This is a genomic window from Mycobacterium sp. SMC-21 (assembly GCF_045310825.1).
GTDB lineage: Bacteria > Actinomycetota > Actinomycetes > Mycobacteriales > Mycobacteriaceae > Mycobacterium.
In genome coordinates this window covers 105207-123648 of sequence record NZ_JBJIAO010000005.1, presented here as the reverse complement: position 1 = coordinate 123648, position 18442 = coordinate 105207, and the positions used below count along the sequence as shown (strand labels likewise).

General features: G+C 63.3%; 13 protein-coding genes and 1 pseudogene. 11 read left to right on the top strand and 3 right to left on the bottom strand.

Going from position 1 to position 18442, the window contains the following annotated elements; all coding sequences use genetic code 11:
- Positions 1-2: 2 nt before the first annotated feature.
- From ACJH6H_RS07760 to ACJH6H_RS07745, 4 genes and pseudogenes are all read left to right on the top strand, one after another.
- Positions 3-2375, top strand: a complete 2373-nt coding sequence (locus ACJH6H_RS07760) for a hypothetical protein (protein ID WP_406774598.1) — start codon at positions 3-5, stop codon at positions 2373-2375.
- Positions 2366-2788, top strand: a complete 423-nt coding sequence (locus ACJH6H_RS07755) for a holo-ACP synthase (RefSeq protein ID WP_234789729.1) — start codon at positions 2366-2368, stop codon at positions 2786-2788. The genes ACJH6H_RS07760 and ACJH6H_RS07755 overlap by 10 nt, the downstream gene beginning before the upstream one ends.
- A 178-nt stretch (positions 2789-2966) precedes the next feature.
- A pseudogene (locus ACJH6H_RS07750) lies at positions 2967-3368 on the top strand (carbohydrate-binding domain-containing protein); the annotation flags it as partial.
- Positions 3369-3764: 396 nt separating this feature from the next.
- Positions 3765-4325 (top strand): hypothetical protein, encoded by a 561-nt coding sequence (locus ACJH6H_RS07745; RefSeq protein ID WP_406774648.1) that lies wholly within the window; start codon positions 3765-3767, stop codon positions 4323-4325.
- Between the two features lie 681 nt (positions 4326-5006).
- Here ACJH6H_RS07745 and ACJH6H_RS07740 read toward each other — a convergent pair.
- Entirely contained in the window at positions 5007-5237 is a 231-nt protein-coding gene (locus tag ACJH6H_RS07740; RefSeq protein WP_406774597.1) for a hypothetical protein, read from the bottom strand.
- Positions 5238-5337: 100 nt separating this feature from the next.
- Here ACJH6H_RS07740 and ACJH6H_RS07735 point away from each other — a divergent pair, with 100 nt between their 5' ends.
- Positions 5338-7863 (top strand): YncE family protein, encoded by a 2526-nt coding sequence (locus ACJH6H_RS07735; protein ID WP_165605577.1) that lies wholly within the window; start codon positions 5338-5340, stop codon positions 7861-7863.
- A gap of 45 nt (positions 7864-7908) precedes the next feature.
- On the opposite strand, the gene ACJH6H_RS07730 is transcribed toward ACJH6H_RS07735, so the two are convergent.
- Positions 7909-9099: a hypothetical protein gene (locus ACJH6H_RS07730; protein ID WP_131808814.1), complete on the bottom strand. Its 1191-nt coding sequence runs from the start codon at positions 9097-9099 to the stop codon at positions 7909-7911.
- Between the two features lie 451 nt (positions 9100-9550).
- Between ACJH6H_RS07730 and efeO the strand changes: the two genes are divergently transcribed.
- On the top strand, positions 9551-10717 hold the full coding sequence (efeO, locus tag ACJH6H_RS07725) for an iron uptake system protein EfeO (RefSeq protein ID WP_082934829.1): 1167 nt from the start codon (positions 9551-9553) through the stop codon (positions 10715-10717).
- A 22-nt stretch (positions 10718-10739) separates the two neighbouring features.
- Here the strand turns inward: efeO and ACJH6H_RS07720 are convergent, their stop codons facing one another.
- Entirely contained in the window at positions 10740-12002 is a 1263-nt protein-coding gene (locus ACJH6H_RS07720; RefSeq protein ID WP_064860136.1) for a glycosyltransferase family 4 protein, read from the bottom strand.
- Positions 12003-12341: 339 nt separating this feature from the next.
- Between ACJH6H_RS07720 and ACJH6H_RS07715 the strand changes: the two genes are divergently transcribed.
- From ACJH6H_RS07715 to ACJH6H_RS07695, 5 genes are read left to right on the top strand one after another with little or no spacing between them, the layout of a single operon-like run.
- On the top strand, positions 12342-13847 hold the full coding sequence (locus ACJH6H_RS07715; protein WP_064860124.1) for a lipopolysaccharide biosynthesis protein: 1506 nt from the start codon (positions 12342-12344) through the stop codon (positions 13845-13847).
- On the top strand, positions 13844-14422 hold the full coding sequence (locus tag ACJH6H_RS07710; RefSeq protein WP_064860125.1) for a hypothetical protein: 579 nt from the start codon (positions 13844-13846) through the stop codon (positions 14420-14422). The genes ACJH6H_RS07715 and ACJH6H_RS07710 overlap by 4 nt, the downstream gene beginning before the upstream one ends.
- A complete protein-coding gene (locus ACJH6H_RS07705) occupies positions 14392-16284 on the top strand; it encodes an O-antigen ligase (protein ID WP_064860126.1) in 1893 nt (630 codons plus the stop codon). The genes ACJH6H_RS07710 and ACJH6H_RS07705 overlap by 31 nt, the downstream gene beginning before the upstream one ends.
- Positions 16281-17486: a glycosyltransferase family 4 protein gene (locus ACJH6H_RS07700; RefSeq protein WP_406774596.1), complete on the top strand. Its 1206-nt coding sequence runs from the start codon at positions 16281-16283 to the stop codon at positions 17484-17486. The genes ACJH6H_RS07705 and ACJH6H_RS07700 overlap by 4 nt, the downstream gene beginning before the upstream one ends.
- A 50-nt stretch (positions 17487-17536) precedes the next feature.
- Positions 17537-18433: a hypothetical protein gene (locus ACJH6H_RS07695; protein ID WP_234789732.1), complete on the top strand. Its 897-nt coding sequence runs from the start codon at positions 17537-17539 to the stop codon at positions 18431-18433.
- Positions 18434-18442: the final 9 nt, after the last annotated feature.

Here is an 18442-nt window from a genome sequence, read left to right as displayed (position 1 = left end):
CGATGCTGGCCCGGTGGCAGGTCCTGCGTTGCGCGCCTGATGCATTCATACACCCCGACGAATTGGCCGATCAGTGGGAAGCGGCATCAGTTCTGGACGCACCCTCGACAGTGGCCGGCCTCCAGAGCGGTAACCCGGATGATTTCGACTGGTGGTGCCGTACCACGTTCACCGTTGACGAGGCAGCTGATGTCGCGTTCGCCGGCCTGACGTTCCCGGCGATCGTGTTCTTGGACCGTACACCTGTCATCGAATGTGAGTCGATGTTTCTACCGGTCCGGATCGATTGCGAGGCAGGCAAACACGAAGTGGTGATCCGCTTCGGTTCGCTGAACCGTTGGCTGGAGACTCGGCGCCCGCGCGGCCGCTGGCGCTCAACAATGGTCGCATCGCCGGGCCTGCGCTGGGCGCGGACCACATTGCTCGGGCGCGCCCCCGTGTATGGGAACACCCCTGCTCCCGTGGGTATTTGGCGTCCAGTCAAAGTGATCCCGGCGCGCCTGCGCACGGACATCGTGGCGCGGGTCGAGGGCGACATCCTGACCATCGCCGGAACCACCAATGCGAAGTCGATCCATATCGCCCTGTTCGATCCGGCCGGCAGCCTGATTGCTGAACATTCGGTGCCACCGACCAATGGCGCCGTAGACATCGATGTCGCGGTCGCCGACCCCGAACGCTGGTGGCCTAACGGCTATGGCCCTCAGCATCTTTACCGGGTCCGCGTGGCAGCGGACGGCGTCGAGATGATTGATCAGCTGATCGGGTTCCGGACGGTTTCGGTATCGACCGACGGATTCCAGATCACCGTGAACGACACCCCGATATTCTGCAGAGGCGTGACCTGGTCCCCGCCGGACCCGTTCCGGATGTACGCAGAAGACGAGGAAATTCGCTCTCAGGTAATGGCTTTCGCCTCTGCTGGCGCGAACATGGTACGGGTCGTCGGCGGGTTGGCATTCGAACAAGACGAGTTCTGGCAGGCGTGTGCGGAAGCGGGTCTATTGGTCTGGCAGGATGCGATGTTGGCGACGTTCGACCCTCCGGCCGAGCAGGGCGAGTTGATCGCGCGCGAATTGGGATCAGTTCTGCGTCGAGTGTCAGGGAACCCCGCACTGGCGGTGGTCAGCGGTGGTAGCGAGACTCTCCAGCAGCCCGAGATGCTCGGACTGAGCGCACAGGAATCCGCCATTGAAGTCATCGACACACTGCTCCCTGCGGTCGTCGTAGAGCATTCGGATGCCCACTATGTCCGATCTTCGCCCTCACCCGCCCCTGGCAGCGCGCAGCTCGCTATCCGCCCCGACACCGGTGTGGCCGGATGGTTCGGGGTGGGCGGTTACCTGCGGCCGCTGGCGGACGTGCGCAGCGCGGGGATCCGATTCGCAGCCGAGAGCCTGGCGTTCTCCAATCCACCCGAGTCCGCTCATGTGGAAAGGCATTTCGGTTCTGCAAGCGTTGCTGGACACCATCCGGATTGGAAAGCGGGTGTGCCCCGAGACCGGGGATCCTCGTGGGACTTCGAGGACGTTCGGGATTTCTACGTCCGTGAGATCTTCGGGGAAGACGTCCTGGAGGTTCGGCGCACCAGTGCCGAACGGTACCTCCAACTGGGCCGACTTGCCGTCGCCGGCACAATGCGCGAATGTTTCGGCTTCTGGCGACGTTCCGACTCGGGTTGCGGGGGCGCTCTGGTGTTGTCCGGCAGGGACTTGGTGCCCGGCGCCGGTTGGGGCCTCCTGGACTCCGACGGCGGGGCCAAAGCGGCATTAGCAGTGCTGGCCCGCACCTGGGCACCGGTGTCGGTCATCGTCGCGAACGATGGGCTGGCCGGCATCCGGATCGACGTACACAACGACACCAGTACGCCGCTGAACGGCGAATTGAGATTGACTGCAACGAATTTCACAGGTATCGCGGTCGATGCGACGTGCCGTGTGGCGGTGCCGCCCGCTTCGTCGGTCACATACTTCGACTCCGAGATATCTGGTCACTTTCGCGATCTGTCACATGCGTTCCGCTTCGGACCGCCGTCCGCAGACGCAGTGCAAGCCGTCGCGGTGTTCGACAACGCCCGCACCGCGCGCGACGTGTTGGTGATCAACCCGAGAGTCGGGCAAGCCGCGTCAGCAGTGACGGCCATGGTGTCGAGATCATCGCCCGACAACTGGGTACTGAATGTGACGTCAGAGGTCGCGCTCCGTTATGTCGAGGTCGACATTCCCGGCTGGACACCCGGTGACAACTATTTCGACCTGGCACCGCGGCTGCCCCACCAAGTTCTCCTGGCGCGCGAGGGCGGCAGCGAAAGGCCCACCGGCACAGTCGATTCGATAGATCTGATCACCCGCGTTCCCGTCCAGACATGCGAATGAACCCGCCTGAGGCGCAGGTTCCGGGCGCGCAGATTCGGGTGGGCTGCGACGTCGTGAGCCTCGGGGAGATCAAGCACTCGCTGTCAGCGTTCGGACAGCGGTTTCTTGACAAGATATATACCGCCGATGAGCAGGCGGCGTGCGCCGGCCCCGATCAGGTGGCCCGCCTCGCTGCTCGATTTGCCGCGAAAGAGGCTGCAATCAAGGCGTTTTCGCAGCCTGATGCAGCCTTTGCGCCGCGCGAAATCGAGATAGTCACGACTGCCCGACTGCCCGCTTTGCGACTCTTCGGCGCTGCGGCGATGCTGGCAGCAGAGCAGGGCTGGAACCAAATATCTGTGTCACTGACGCACTCAGACTGCCACGCTGCCGCAGTGGTCGTGGCGGTGTGCTCGGGAACAACCCACGGCTGAGTGGTCATTGGTGGCTAATGCCACGTAACCGAGGAGAAACATACAATACCGTCAATACGCGAAAACCATCTCGCCAAATGCGGTTTGTTATCAAAGTGATAGCTGGGACCATTGTTTTGATAGCGACTTGACTGCAGGATGTGACACGTTCTGATCGCCACAACCTCAGGAGCGCGTCATGGCAGTTCGCCGATGGACCGCGCTCGCCGTCGCAGTGGTGTTTCCGATCGCCGTAGCCGCACCAGCCCACGCAGCGGACGCCGCAATCGCCGGAACCACTTTGTCTGTGTCACCCACCGGATCCGCGACAGCGCTCTCTGACGGCACCGCGACGAGCGGAGCAGCACTTGCCTTCATCGCCAAAGGGACTGCGACGGCAACGCTGTCCATGCCCGTCACCGCCGCTGCGACCATCACAGTGCGCGCCAGAGGCGTGCCCTGCAACGGCTCACCCAACATGGTGGTCGCGATCGACGGTTCGCGAGTCATCAAGACCAGTGTCAAAGAGACGACGTGGACGAACTTCAGCACGAATCGCACGGTGCCTGCCGGATCACACGCTCTGACGATCACGTTCACCAATGACAATTCGACGAGCACTTGCACTCGCGCATTGCTCATCGACACGATCACCATGACCCTGGCCGGTTCGTCCACGACCACGCCACCGCCCGTGCCGGCCGGCACCGGGACCGCCGGCGTGCCGTTCACGTCGACGAGCACTTGGCGCACCGCGTTGAGCACCGCGACACCGGTAGATCCCAACAGCGCCAACATGGTTGCATACGCGGCGCGCAATAGAGCCGGTTACGCAAACCTCGTTCAATACGCGGTGCCGATCTACGTGGCCACCACGTCGACGCCCCGCTACAGCGTCGCTTGCACCATCAGCTCATGGGGACCGTGCCCATTCACCGGACACCAGATCCCGATCCCGTCTGGCGCAGTTCCATCTCCAGGATCGGACGGTGCGATGGTGGTCATCGACGAAGCCAGCCGCAACATCTACGAGTTCTGGCAAGCCAGGCAGTCCGGCGCCTCGTGGGTGAGCTCATGGGGTGCGGTGAACAGCCTCGACGGATCCGGCTGGGGCGGAGCCAGTACCGGTTCGGGCGCATCGCGACTCGCCGGAGTCATTCGGGTCGCCGAGATTCAACAGGGCAGCATCACCCACGCCTTGGCACTGCAGACCGACAACGTCTGCGCATCTATATATCGCGCCCCCGCACTCAAGACCGACGGGAATTCGACCGCAACCAATTGCATACCCGAAGGCGCGCGCGTACGGCTGAACCCATCGGTCAACCTCGCGTCATTGAGTCTCACGCCAGCCGAACGTACCGTCGCCACTGCGCTGCAGACCTATGGCGCCTACGTGATGGACAGGGGCGGATCGTCGATCAGCGTAAGCTTCGAGCGGGACACCACGGCGGCCGCGAATTCGATCGGTGCCGTATACCAGTCCGCTGGCTTGCGGTGGGACTACGACAGCATGCCCGACATCCCATGGAGCAGTCTGCAAGTGCTGGCGAGCTGAACCCGTATCGGTTCGCAATTTCGTGCTTCGCGCGACGTCGACTAGGAACAGTCCGCCTACGCTCAGGTGACCAGGCCTCTTCACGGCCGTTGATCCCATGGTCCGGACGAATCAGCCGCGCCGAGGCGCAGCCTATCTACGTGACCGGCAGTGATGGTCGCCAGCGCGGTCTCAGCAAAAGCGAGTACCAGATTGTGCGCTGCACGTCGCCGCCGCCGCCGTCACGCCGACCAACAGGTCCGATTGAAAACAAACTGACGTCCTAGCAAATAAATACTCATGGTCTGATTTGGCTGCGTACTGCACACTTCTCGTCATCTACGTCAATTTCTCAAATTATGGCGAATATTGTTGTGGCGCAGCGTGGTTCAGACTTTTGGAATTGTTTGCGAATCTCGATACACCACCGTCAATGCTCGCCATCATCGTTGCGACAACTGCGGACCTCGTAGCTCAAAACCGCATGCAGCGTCGAAAGGCCGGGCAAATGGACATCGGATTGGGCATCGGACGCGTAGGGGCATTGGCTGTTGCGCTCGGGGTCGGTATGGCCATCGCCGCCGTGCCGGGTATCGCAACGGCAGAGACCGATTCGGGTGCGACATCGTCGAATCCGCCCAAATCCGCATCCGTCGGCGCGCCGACGACAAGCAGCCAGAGGGTCGGGGCACCCAATAAGACTCACACCCCCGCCAAGCGGCGGCCCGGGCCCCGCGGCGCCGGCAGTGCCCCAAAAGGCCACGACGACGATTCGCCGAGCAGTCGACCGGTGGTGAACTCGACCGCGTCCACGCCGTCGCGAGATGGCAGTGCCGCCCCGCGCCCGGCAGCGGCTTCAGCCGCGGCCCGGAAGTCCTCCGCCGCTGCGGCGCCCCCAGCACCATCGCCTGTCGTGGCCGGAGGCGCCAACATCGACCGACTGGCCGTCTCGCACTACAACACCTCTCTGACAACAACCACGCCGCTCACAAATCTGAGCGCGGGGACTTTGACTGTCGGCCCCACCGCACCAATGGACACACCACTCGTACCGCTCGACTCGGCTGCGCAGTTGGGCCTGCTGGCCTGGACGCGTCGCCAACAGACTCAGACGGCGGCGACTACCGTCGCCGCAACGGCCGCAGTTCGACCGTTGACCGCGGTGGCGGTCACGGCTCCGCCGACGGCATCACCCACGCAGACGTCGCCGAACCCGACTACGGGCGTGGTGACTGGATCGATAAACGGCACAGACACCGCCGGAAACACGTTGAGCTACAAGCTTTCCGGCCAGACAGCGAGCAGCGGAGCCGTTGTGGTTGACGCCGCGACGGGCGCATTCACGTACACGCCGAGTCTGGCCGGCCGAGTGCTCGCCGGACTTGCGGGCGGAGCCACCAAGGACACCTTCACAGTCGCCGTCAGCAACGCCTCCACCTCGACATCGGTAACCGTCACCGTGCCAGTCTTACCCGCGACCATTGTCCCGTCGGCAACGCCCACCACCGTGGGCACCGGCCCGGTCGCGCTCGCAGTATCCGGCACCAAGGTGTATGCCGCCAATTCGGGCAGTTCCACATTGTCAGTGATCGATCGGACCACCGGCGCGGTGACCAGCATCCCGGTTGTCGGCTCGCCTTCGGCGATTGCGCTGAGCAGCGATGGCAGCCGCGCGTATGTGGCCGGAAACGGCGCAGTGTCGGTGGTCAACCTCACCACGAACTCCGTTGTGGCGACGGTGAATACCGGAGGTGGAACGGCTTACGGCATCGCGTTGTCCGCGAATGGTCAACGCCTGTACACAAGCAACTCGGGAACCAATTCGGTAACCGTGATCGACACCTCGACAGCGACCCCGAAGGTGCTGAGCACGATTTCGGTTGGTAAAAGCCCGCGCGCGATGGCGCTCTCGGCCGACGGAACCCGGCTGTATGTCGCAAATTGGAATTCCAAGTCGGTCTCGGTGGTCGACACCGGAACGAACAAGACGGTGGCCTCGATTGCCGTGGGCAGCAACCCCTTCGGAGTGGCTGTCTCGGCCGACGGCCGCCAGGTGTACGTCACGAACAACGGCAGCAACTCGGTGTCGGTGGTCGACACCGTGGCAGCGCGGTCGGTGTCGACCATCCAGATGGGTAGCAAGCCCCTCGGTCTCGCTCTGAGCCCCGACGGCACCATGCTGTTTGCTGCCAATGCCACAGACACGGTGTCTGTGATCAACATCAGCACCAACAGGGTGGTGGGCGCTCTCACCATCGACAGCGCGCCAGAGTCGAACTGGCACGGCATCGCATCCGGCCCGGATGGCCGGCAGCTCTACGTGTCCGATATGGCCGACAACGCTGTCCGGGTGCTGAACCTCAACAGTCCGCCCGTTGCCGGAGTTCCCACGGTGGGCACACCCGACCCGGCCAGCGGTGCAGTCAGTGGCACGCTGAACTTCGTTGATCCCAACAACAATTCGCTCACCTATAGCATCACTCAGCCCACTGCCGGCGTTGTCACGGTCACTTCGGCGGGCAACTACACCTTCACCCCGACATCTGTTGCCCGAATCGCCGCCGGACAGGCTGACGGGGCCAAGACCGCGGTGTTCGCTGTTACTGCCAGTGATGGCAGCCTGTCGGCCACGGTGTCGGTGTCAGTGCCTATCCTCGCCACGACCACCCCGACGACACCGACTGTGCCGGAATTCAATTCAGCGACCTGGCTCTGGAACGCGATATCAGGCGGAGCGGTACTCAACACCAATTCGGCAGCGTGGGCCGCTGCGATTTCGGGGGGTCAGCACGTCTTCGACATCAACGCCTACAGTGTCAGCGTGGTCGAGGCATCTCAGGTCACGGCCAACACGCCCCGCTACACCATCCAGTTCACCAATGCCCCGGCCTGGGGGCCCAGTCCGTTCGGGACGTATCAGGTTCCGATTCCGCTCGGCACCCCCGTTCCTACGGGCAGCGACGGTCATCTCGTCGTGGTCGACCCAGTCACCAACATGGTATTCGGCCTGTGGCAGGCGAAGTACAACGCAACGTCGAATACCTGGTCGGCATCGTGGGGCGGCATGACTTCGTTGACCGGCAACGGGATTGACACGTCCGGTTCGGCCACCGCCACCGGGTTCTCGCGGCTGGCGGGAATCGTCATGGCCGACGAGTTCAGCGCTGCGGCGGCGAACAACACCGGTCTCAACCATGCGTTGTTCTTCTCGTCGTCCTTTGCGGCGAATTCCTACGTCTACCCAGCCGTGAAATCCGATGCGTTGGCGTCGACGCCGCTCATTCCCCAGGGAACCCGGTTCATCCTCGACCCGTCGATCAACGTCGATGCGATTCCGGGAATTACGGCCGGAGAGAAGGTCATTGCTAAGACCTTGCAGACGTACGGCGGGTATATCGGGGATGCCGGCGGCGCTCCCCTGGCGCTGATCGGCCAACTGGACCCCGGAAATGCGGCATACACCGGAGCCGGCATCGCATGGGACTACTACAACATGAGTCACATCCCGTGGACATCACTGCAATTCCTGGCCACGTGGAACGGCGCCAGCCCGGCATGAGGGATCCGGCGCGATGCGACTGGGAGTGACGGCTGACTGATCCCATCATGGTTGAGCGGGTGTCGCGGTGGGCTTCGTCTGCAGCACCAACCAGCACGCTGCCACCGCGACGACGAACTGGATGGCAAGAAACGTGCCGAGAGACGTCGGCCCGACGACGCTGAACTCATGATGAAGCGAGCCGATGGCCAATAGGCCCACCGTGATCAGGATTCGGCTCCGCGGCATGTCACTGCGGTGTGCAAGACCCAGCAGATCGGCAGCAGCGCACGACAGCGGCAACAGTGCCAACGCGGCCAAGCGCTGTTCATTGTGTGCGAACCCGGTCCAGGCCGGATCGATCATCAACGGCTGAACTACCAATGACGCTGCGACAACCAGTGAACCCCAGCACCGGAACGTCACACGGCGCCACCCGAGGCTGATGACGAGCACGATGATCAGGGCGACAGGCACGATCAACGGGGCCATGGTGCGCGCAGCGTGGGTGATCAGTTCTGAAGCGGCAGCGGGTAAGTCGGCGATTCGTTTCAGGACTGAGTCGTGCAGGAGGGACGGCTCGTAAGGGATGGTGAAGCGAGCGGTAAACGCTCTGACTCCGCTGTAGAGCGCCGTGGTCAAGACGACCGCGACGGCAGCGATCGTGACGCGCACGCGGATCGATACCGATGACCGCCAGGCCGGATCCAGCAAGACCCACAGCGCCAACACCGGTGCGACACCGATCGCGCTCTGTCGCCCGAGAACCGCGACGACCAGGCCGGCCAACACCTGAGGTACCCGTCTGCTGCGAACGCCGTAAAGGCTCGCACCCAGCCCGATCACAAATACCAGATCGCCCAGCATGCTCGTCTGGATGAGGTAGGGCCGCAGGGCATACGGGCTGAGAGCCAATAAGCCCGCGGCAATGCTGAATTCGCCCAACGAGCAACTCTGAAGCAGCGCAAGAATCACCGCACCGAGGACCACGAGCACCCCCGCGAGGGCTACAGCGTATGCCGCGCCGAGCGGCAGCCCCGTGGCCCAGGAAAACAGCCCGACGGTGTAGTGGACGACAAATCGGCCGGTATAGGCCGAGCCGATGTGGCCATGGGGCAGATGGGGTGCCGCGCTCGCGATCTCGCGGTAGTCGATCGAATCGTGGGTCGGCGGTGCGCCGAGAGCGGAGTTGCTGACCAACAAGAATCCGGCAAACGCCACGAGGATCCAGAGCCGTGGATTCAGTCGGGTACTCAAGCGTCTTCTTTCCAGCGAACGTGCAAGGACTCAATCAACTGCCGTGCCACCACCGACCCCGGTCCGGGTTGAGCACCCCGCGCCAAGGGGTCGGCCCGGATAGCTCCCGGAAACGTCGAACCGAGGACGTGCGGGATGCGGCGCTACGTTTGCTGAAAATGCCACATCACGACAAAACATACCATTCGTTCGTTGTCTCGGCACTCCGCGTCAACAGCGGACAGCGACGTCCGAATCGCCCCGGCAACGGAGCTCTGATCGGTCGACGCGAGTTGGCGACGCCGGTGCGGCAGAATGCCAAGCTGGCGACCGGGACCGGCCGGGAGGCAGCTGATGTCGCCGTGCAGGAACACTTGCGCGTATCGCCACAGCTTTGCGGCTAGGTTGTTGTTACCGATGATCGGCCGGCGTTACTCGCCTTGAGCCCCACCAGTCACGAAAGGCCTCCCAAATGACCCGTGCTGCGAACGATGCCACGGCGGTCGGGACCGCCACCGTGTTGCTCAGCCTGGTCGCGGTGTCGCTGGCCGGGTGCGCACCCACGCCGCCACCGGCCTCCGACGGCAAACCAGGGCCCCACCAGATCACGGTGGCTGCAACCGATCATGAATGCACGCTGTCAAAAACCTCGACCGAGACGGGCCGGACCGACTTCGTTGTCACGAACAACGGCACCAAAGTGACCGAGTTCTACCTGTACGGTGCCGGCGCCCGGGTGCTGGGTGACGTCCACAACATTCAGCCGGGGCAGCAGCGAAACCTGTCCGTGGCCCTGAACGAACCCGGCTACTACTTCACGGCCTGCAAGCCCGCACTGATCGGCGACGGCATCAGCGCCGATTTCAAGGTTGACGGAAACCCCATTGCCGCGGACCGACAGGACGAGGCCGAGCAGAGCTACAAGCGATACGTCAGCAACCAGACCGGCGCCCTGGTGACCGCCACAGCGGCCCTTGTCGGCGCCGTCAAGAAGGGGGACGTCACCGGCGCTCAGGACCTGTACCCAACGGCACGGACGTACTACGAGCGCATTGCGCCTGTCGCACAGCGGTTTCCGAACAACCTCCAGACTCGGATCGACCTCGGCCCGGCCGAAGTGCATCCAGACGACAAATGGACCGGCTTCCACCGGCTGGAAAGGGATCTCTGGCTGAGCGGCCTACAACCTGATACCAACGCGGTGGCCGACAAGTTACTGGCCGACGTCAAAGAGCTCGATTCGGGTCTGACGAGTCCGGAATGGGCAGTCAGCGCCGACGAGGTGGTTCACGGCGCCCAGACCGTGCTGGCGACATTGGCCAAGGAAGCCATCACCGGTGGCGGTGAGATATTCAGTCACACCGATTTGTGGGACGTTCAGGCCGGCGTGGACGGTTGCCGCGTCGGGGTGGGTTCGGTACGGCCGGAAGTCGACCAACGTAGTCCCGAGCTCGGCAAGCGCATCGACCAGGCGTTTGCCAACGTTCAAGGATTGCTGGACAGACTGCAGTGGAACGGCGGCTTAGGCTTCGGACCCTACGACAGGGTGGCAGAGCCCCAGCGGCAAGAGCTTTCGCGCGCGATCGACGCGTTGAACATCGAGGTCGGCCAAGTGCCCAGCACTGCCGCCTCGCGATGAGCGCTGTCGGTGACCACCGCGATTACCGGCCTATTGCGAAAGCCTGGTCGTAGCAAGCGAAGACGGCGTCGCGCGCGTACATCGTGCCGAATTGTCCACGGGCGCCCTCCGATACCGCGCGGTTGCGTGCAGGATCAGTCAGGTCACAGAGGGCCTCGGCGAACTGCTCGGCCTGATCGGCCACCAGCACCCCGTGTTCCGTGCCGGTGGCGAACCCATCGGCACCGATATTCGTGGACACCACAGGCAATCCCCGGCCCAGCGCTTCGATGACTTTGAGTTTGATACCTGATCCGAACCTCAGGTAATTGACCAAGCCTGCCGCCGATGACAGGACCTCGGTGAGATCGGCGACGTATCCCTCCAGCGTCACGGACTCGCCCTGCCGCCCCACGATTTCGGCCAGCTCCGGTCCGCAGTCTCGCCCGATGATCCGCAGCCGCGCTTTCGGCATCCGGCCCAGCACCAAAGGCCAAACGTCAGTCAGGAACGCACGCACGCCATCCTCGTTGTGCGGTAGTGACAGCAACCCGACAAACACGAATTCCGGAGCTCCACCGTATTGGCGCGCACGGTACGGCGGCGGCTTGACCAACGGAGGCACCGCCATCACGTCGGCAGTTCCGCGGTGCGCGACTCGAGCCCGCAAGCGGGCTGCTTCACCGTCGTTCACCAGCAGATTGCGACGAAACCGCAATGCCGCGCGATCCTCGCTGCGCCGAGCCAGCAAACCTTCCATTCGCAGAAGCATCCGCTGCGGCAACTTGCTGTCGGCCAGCGGCCGCAATGGGCCGGGCACATGCTGCTCGAAATTGCCGAGCGGCCGGATCGTCACATCCGGGTACCGATTGCCCGCATCGAGCATCGCTGCGTATCGCTCGGAAAATAGGTCATCCAAATAACACAATTGCCAATCAGCACGCGCCGCATCGGCATACTGCGCCATGCGAATCGTGTCATAGATTTCGAAATCAGGGCCGATGCGGGCTATCGCTGCAGCTACTGCGCGTGCCACATCTGGTGAATACAGCAAAGATTCCTGTAGGGTCGATCGTCCAAACGGAAGGCGGGTGGACACCGCAGTCAGCGCCGCCCTTCGGCTCGGGCGCGGCAGTGGATGCAGGGTGACCGGAAACGCCTGCTGGGCGCGACCGCCGACGAGCAGGTAATGCACGTTGCCCGCGCCGAACCGCTCGCGGAAATACTCCAGGAAACCCGCCAGCACCACCTTCTTGCCGGCATCGGTCGGATACGGATCGACGGCACTGACCAGAGTCACCGACACCACAGCACCTGCCTCGATTCGCTACGCCGCCCCTACCCAACACCAGCAGCGGAAGTGTTCCCCACCTTACGGCGGTAGCCTGACACAAGCACCGCAAGGATGCAGTTTAAGCAAACATGTAGATGATCGACCAGCGCACAGAAAGTGGGTCCCCGACGGCGAAGTCTTCGACTCCTCCGAATACACTGACCACACGCCGGAGGATAGCTCGTCCCCAAATCGCGCTAGACAGTCTCAGCGCTTTTGAATGGAGTGATCGAAGTGATGGGACGCCACACGTCTGCGCGAAGGGTCGCAGCACCGGGGCTGTCAGAAAATTCGGCGACCGTCAGGGAAAGTGTGACGGAACCAGTCTCGGCCGATCCGCCGGAAGACACATTTCCGGAGTCCGCGGCAGCCAAAGCGGCGAATCTTGGCAAACAGACGATCTGGAACTACCTCGTCTTTGCGGTGAGCAAGAGCTCCACGCTGTTGATGACGATCGTCGTCGCCCGCCTGCTCACTCCCGAGGAATTCGGCGTCTTCGCCTTGGCGTTGTTGCTGGTCAACCTATTCGATTACGTCAAAGATCTCGGCGTCGGCCCAGCGCTGGTGCAGGTTCACCACCCGTGGAAACGAATCGCCCCGACCGGATTGACCCTTTCGATCGGAATAGGCGCCATCACCGGTGCACTTCTCGCCGCGACGGCGAGCAGCACCGCACGCCTGCTTCACCACCCAGACATCGCGCCGCTCATTCAGGTCCTTGCTGTCGCCCTAGGGATTTCGGCACTCGGCGTCGTCCCACTGTCTTGGATGCGACGCGATTTGAGCTTTCAGCGACGCTTGATGCCGGAGTTCGTCGGGGCCGTTGTCAAGACAGCGTTGACCATCTGGTTCGCGGCGACCGGCCACGGCGTATGGAGCCTGGTCTACGGCCAGATTGCCGGTGTCTCGATCACCACGGTCATGTACTGGTGGAGCGCTCCGACCTTCATGGCGCCGCGATTCCAATTGAGTGAAGCACGGGCGCTACTTCGATTCGGCATCCCGGTAACCGGAGTCACACTGCTCGCGTACGCCATCTACAACGTCGACTACCTGGCCATCGGAACCCGGCTCGGCACAACCGAACTCGGCCTCTACACACTGGCGTATCGAGTGCCCGAGCTGGTCGTGCTCAGTCTGTGCTCGGTCATCAGCGATGTGCTGTTCAGTTCGATGTCGCGCCTGCAACACGATCGGCGGGCGATGTCGGCGCAGTATCAGAAGGCGTTGAGTGTGGTTGTCGCACTGACAATCCCGATGGGCATCGGCCTGGCCGCCACAGCGCGACCGTTACTGGAAACGATGTACGGCACACGGTATGCCGCCGCCACGCATATCCTTGTGGTGCTGGCGTTGTACACCACGGTTTACTCGGCTTCCTTTCATGCGGGAGACGTCCTCAAAGCGGCGGGCCGCCCCGGCCTGCTGACAGCCATCAATGCTGCCCGGCTCGTGCTGCTGATCGGGCCCGTCTGGTGGGCTGCGGGCCACAGCGCCACGTTGGTGGCCGTCGCGCTTCTCAGCGTGGAAGTCGTGCATTTCGTGATCCGAATGATCGTTGTTCGCAAGGTGATTCCCCTAGGGTGGGCATCGGTTCTCTCGGTGATCGGCCGCCCGTTGGCCGCGGCTGTCCCGATGGGCGCCGCGCTATTCGGTATCGACGCTCTGCATATCCGTCTACCAGCACCGATCCAGCTTGCCGTTCTGGTTCTACTGGGCATGATTATCTATGCTTCGGCATTGTGTCTCACCGCACCTCAGCTGGTTCGGCCAGTCGTCAACCGGCTGGCGATAATGATTCGAAAGGGCCATCCATGAGTCGTCCGAAACGCCTGTGGCTGAACCCGCTTGTCGCGATCCTCGCGATCATCGGCGGGGTCCTGGGCGGAGTCGCCGGCACCCAATTGCTAAATTCAGCGACCTATCGCGCGACTGCACAGGTGGCCCTGGTTCCCGGGCCCGACTTGACGACAGCGGATTCGTCGGCCTATTGGGAGGTGCTCACTCAGGGACAGGTTCCGCGCACGGCGGCGACGGTCTTGTCCGATCCACGTTGGCAGGCAGGCGCCGCCGCAGCAGCGGGCGTCGACCCGTCGAAGCTGACGTTGTCCGCAGGCGCGGTACCGGAGACAACCATCGTGTCGATCACGGCCGACGCACCGTCGGAACACGCGGCGCAAACCGCTGTTGCCGATCTGCTCGAAAAAGCCACGCCTGAGGTCAAGGCGGTTTCGGCACCGTTCCAGCTCCGCGTGATCTCGCCGCCTAGCGCGGTGGAGATGGCGACGTCACCGATCCAGCTGATCCTGATCGGCGCCATCGTCGGCCTCATCGTCGGCGCCGTGGTCGGTATCGGGGTGACATGGCTACGCTCGCGCCGCGGCACCGCGTAACCGAGGCCTGGTCCACGCGGTGGATCGTCGGCGTCCTCGTGGTCATGGTGGTCATGGAGATCGCCAACATTTCCGAGGTCGCTGCGCAGTACACAAAACCCCCGCTGTTCAAGACCAGCATGGCGTTGGGTGCGGTCGCGGTCGTTTTCGCCCTACGTGATACTGAATCCCGAGCACGACTCAATCGCTGGACAGCCATCGGTGTGGCCCTCGTCGGCGTGTACCTGGCCGGTCAACTGATCGCGATGGTGGGCACTGTAGACCTGACCGCATCACAAGGCGTCTTATGGCGATCCGTGGTGGATTTGGTCTATCTCCTGATCATCCTCGTACTCACCCAAGCCACCGGTAAGCCGTGGACTGTGGCGATGGCGGTGGCCGCCACCCTGGCGGTGCTGTCGATTCTGACGATTGTCAATTACCTGAGCGGCGGACATCTGACGTTCGGTGGGCTCGCTTCAATTTCGCAAGCACAAGGGCAATTGATCACAACCCAGCGTTTCGGCGGCCCCTACGGTGACTCGAATTTCTGGGGCCGCCTGTTGGTCCTCGGCCTTCCCATGGGCTGGGCATTGGCACAGCGCAGTCGCCTCGCCGGCAACCAGTTGCTCAGTTTGTTCTGGCTGTTCACCACCGTACCCATGGTGATCGCCGTCTACCTCACGCAATCGCGCGGCACGTTGCTGGTGGCTGGTCTCGCGGTGGTGTTGTGGTTCATCGCTTCGGGCAAGCCGGCCAAGCTCGCATTGATTCCCCTTGCCATCGCAGTGGCGTTTGTAATTCCTGGCATCGGCAACCGCATCATCGCGCTGGGAAGCGACTTGTTCAGCGCCGACCGTAAGTACGATATCGATCCGTCTGTACTCGGCCGCCAAGCATCACAAGAAATGGCCTGGCAGATGTTTCAGCAACGGCCCGTCTTCGGTTTCGGACCGGCTACGTTCGGCGGCCAAGTCCCCTTCTACACCGACAGAGTGTCTACCGCGGTTCACGAAGGACTCGTGGCCCCGCACAATCTGTATGCGCAACTGCTCGCCGAATCCGGCGTCGTCGGCCTGATCACCTGGCTGATCATGCTGGGTGGCGTGTTCACGATCCTCGCACTGCGGATCTCTTCGGACCCCATTTCGGTGGATCGGGCACTGGCAGCGGCGACGCTGACCGGCGTCGTCACTTGGTCGGTCGCCAGCATCTTCCTGCACCTCGCGTACTTCCGCTCGTTCGCGATCGTGTTGGCCCTGGCCTGCGCACTCGGGCCTGCCGAGCCGGTACCAACTGCGATCAAACGGCGGATGCTACGGACCACCGCAACGTGGATGGTCGCGGTGATCGCCGGCGCCGCAGCCGCCGGCGTCACCATGCTGACGAGGACCACGCCAGCAGTGCAGGCCGCCCAGAAGGCGATCGTGGTGCCCGCCGGCCGACTAGACGGGTGGTCCTCCTACGCCATGAACGTCCGTGCTCGCACAGCGTTCCTGCCGACGATGGCCGAAGTCATGCACAACACCGAAGCCCCTGCCAAGATCGACGTCGACCCGGTCCGCGGAATTTTGACCTTCACCGTCACGGGTTCCGACGGCGATGCCGCGAGACGAAACCTTGCCAACGCGCTGGCGGTGGCGCGTACCCGTATCGATGACAACGTTGGTCACATGCAGTACAGCATCGCGGCGATAACCGATGTACAGCTGGAGCCCGTATCTCTGCGGTCCAAAGTGACGATCGTCTACGCCGCGGTTTGGGGTCTGGTGATCATGGTGCTCACCCGACTCGCCATCGGTCTCCTTGCCCGCCGCTTCCGGGTCAGCAATCCCGAACTGCCGACCGAGGCTGAGCACGAGTCCGCTGGAGCACCAGCGTGACGGACAACCGCACGGTGCTGGTCGAATTTTCCCCGTCGGGCGGCCTCTTCCAATTCGCTGCCCAACTCGGGGCGGCGCTGGCGGACCGTGGCGAACACGTTGAGCTGTGGACCGGTCCGGACCCCGAAATCACCTCCGAGGAAGCCGGATTTCTGGTCCGCTCGGTATTGCCCACCTGGCACCCCAATGACAACGACGACGCCGGTGGCCGTTTGCACTACTTGTTACGCCGTGGCACGCGCGCGGGTCGGCTTGTCCTGGCCTGGCTGACGCTGGCGGTCAAGCTGCGCCGGCGGCCGCCGCGCGCCGTGCTGTTCTCGCAGTGGCGGTTCACCTTCGAACCGTGGTTCGTCGTCGCAATCTGCAAGCTGCTGCCGCGCACAGTGTTCGCGATAGTCGCCCACGAACCGCTCCCCCGATCCGACGCGAAGGACACCAGCACCCCGAAGCAGGGACACCTGCTGCAGGCATCGTTCGCCGCCGCGTGGCGGCACATGGACGCTGCCTTCGTTCTCGGTCCGCGGACCCGGCAGATCGTCATGGAACATTGGCGGCCCAGCTGCGACGTCGTCGTCATTCCGCACGGCGACTCAGGCGTGATCAATCGAGGCCGCCCCGTGGTACCGGTCACCCAAACGGAACCGATCGCGCTGTTCTTCGGCACCTGGACCACCTACAAAGGCATCGACGTCCTGATCGAGGCCTTTCGCCGGGTCAAGACCGGCATGCCGACCGCCCGCCTGGTCATCGCGGGGGCGATCGGTGCCGACGTGAACGGCCCCGAACTGATTGCCAAAGCTGCAGCAGTCGGCGCGGAAACCCGTCCTGGCTACTGCGCGATGGATGAAGTGCAGAACCTCTTCGACTCCGCCAGGGTTGTTGTCACGCCCTACATCCGAGCCAGCGCAAGCGGCGTCGCGCACCTCGCGTACACGTTCGGTCGTCCGGTCATCGGCACCACCGTGGGCGATCTACCGGCCGCTATCGAAGACGAAGTGACCGGCCTGCTCGTGCCTCCGAACGACCCTGCGATGCTCGCCACAGCAATCCTCAAATTGTTGCAGAATCCCCAGTCAGCGGCCACACTCGGGGAGGCCGGGAGAGCCGCTGTGCAACGTTCCTGGGCTGTCGCAGCAGCCGCGATCAGCAATGAATTGACGGCGGCCACTGAACTGATCGGGTCGACAGAATGCGAGCCATGAGGACCAAGCGATTGCGACGGCGGGCCGCCGCCATCGGCATCGGAGTAGCGGTGGCGAGTCTCGCCACGACCCCGATCACCTCGCATGTCACAGCAAGTGCATCAGATTTTGCCCAGCCGTTTGCTGCGGACAGCCCGTTCCGAACGCTCATCCCGGCCGATGCTCCTGTCGACCCCAATAGCGCCGCGATGATCAGTGCCGTGGCCTGGGACCACAGCGCGAATGCTTCGACCATCGAATTCGGCATACCGATATATACCGCCGGCCCGAGAACGCCCCGATACACCGTCCCGTGCACCATCCCCGAATGGGGTCATTGCCCGTTCGACGGCCTTCAGGTACCGATCCCCGACGGGGCGCGACCGCAGGAGGGCTCGGACGGCGCCATGGTGGTGATTGACCCGGCATCCCGGACCATTTTCGAGTTCTGGCTCGCGAAGCCCGGCAACGGTTCGTGGACGACCGGGTTCGCCGCCGTCAACAGCCTCGACGGCTCCGGCTGGGGCGGCGCCAGCACAGGTTCGGGCGCCTCCCGGTTGGCTGGTGTGGTTCGCGTCGCAGAGATCGCGCAGGGCTCGATCCCCCATGCGCTCGCGATGCAGAGCTACAACGTATGCGCCAAGGTCTTTCGCCCACCGGCGTTGAAGACCGACGGCCAATCAACAAAGTCCGACTGCCTGCCCGAGGGCGCCAGGGTTCAGCTGGACCCGAGCCTGGATTTGGGCAGCCTGAACCTTACTCGTGCGGAGCGCCTCGTCGCCGAGGCTCTGCAGCGATACGGCGCCTACATCATGGACGTCAGCGCATCCGCCCTCAGTGTCAGCTTCGAACGCGATGACTCCGCCGCGCCCGGAACTGTTGGGGAAACATACGCGGCAGCCGGACTGCAATGGGATTACGACGGAATGACGAATATCCCCTGGAAGAAACTACGGGTACTCAAATGAGGCCGATTC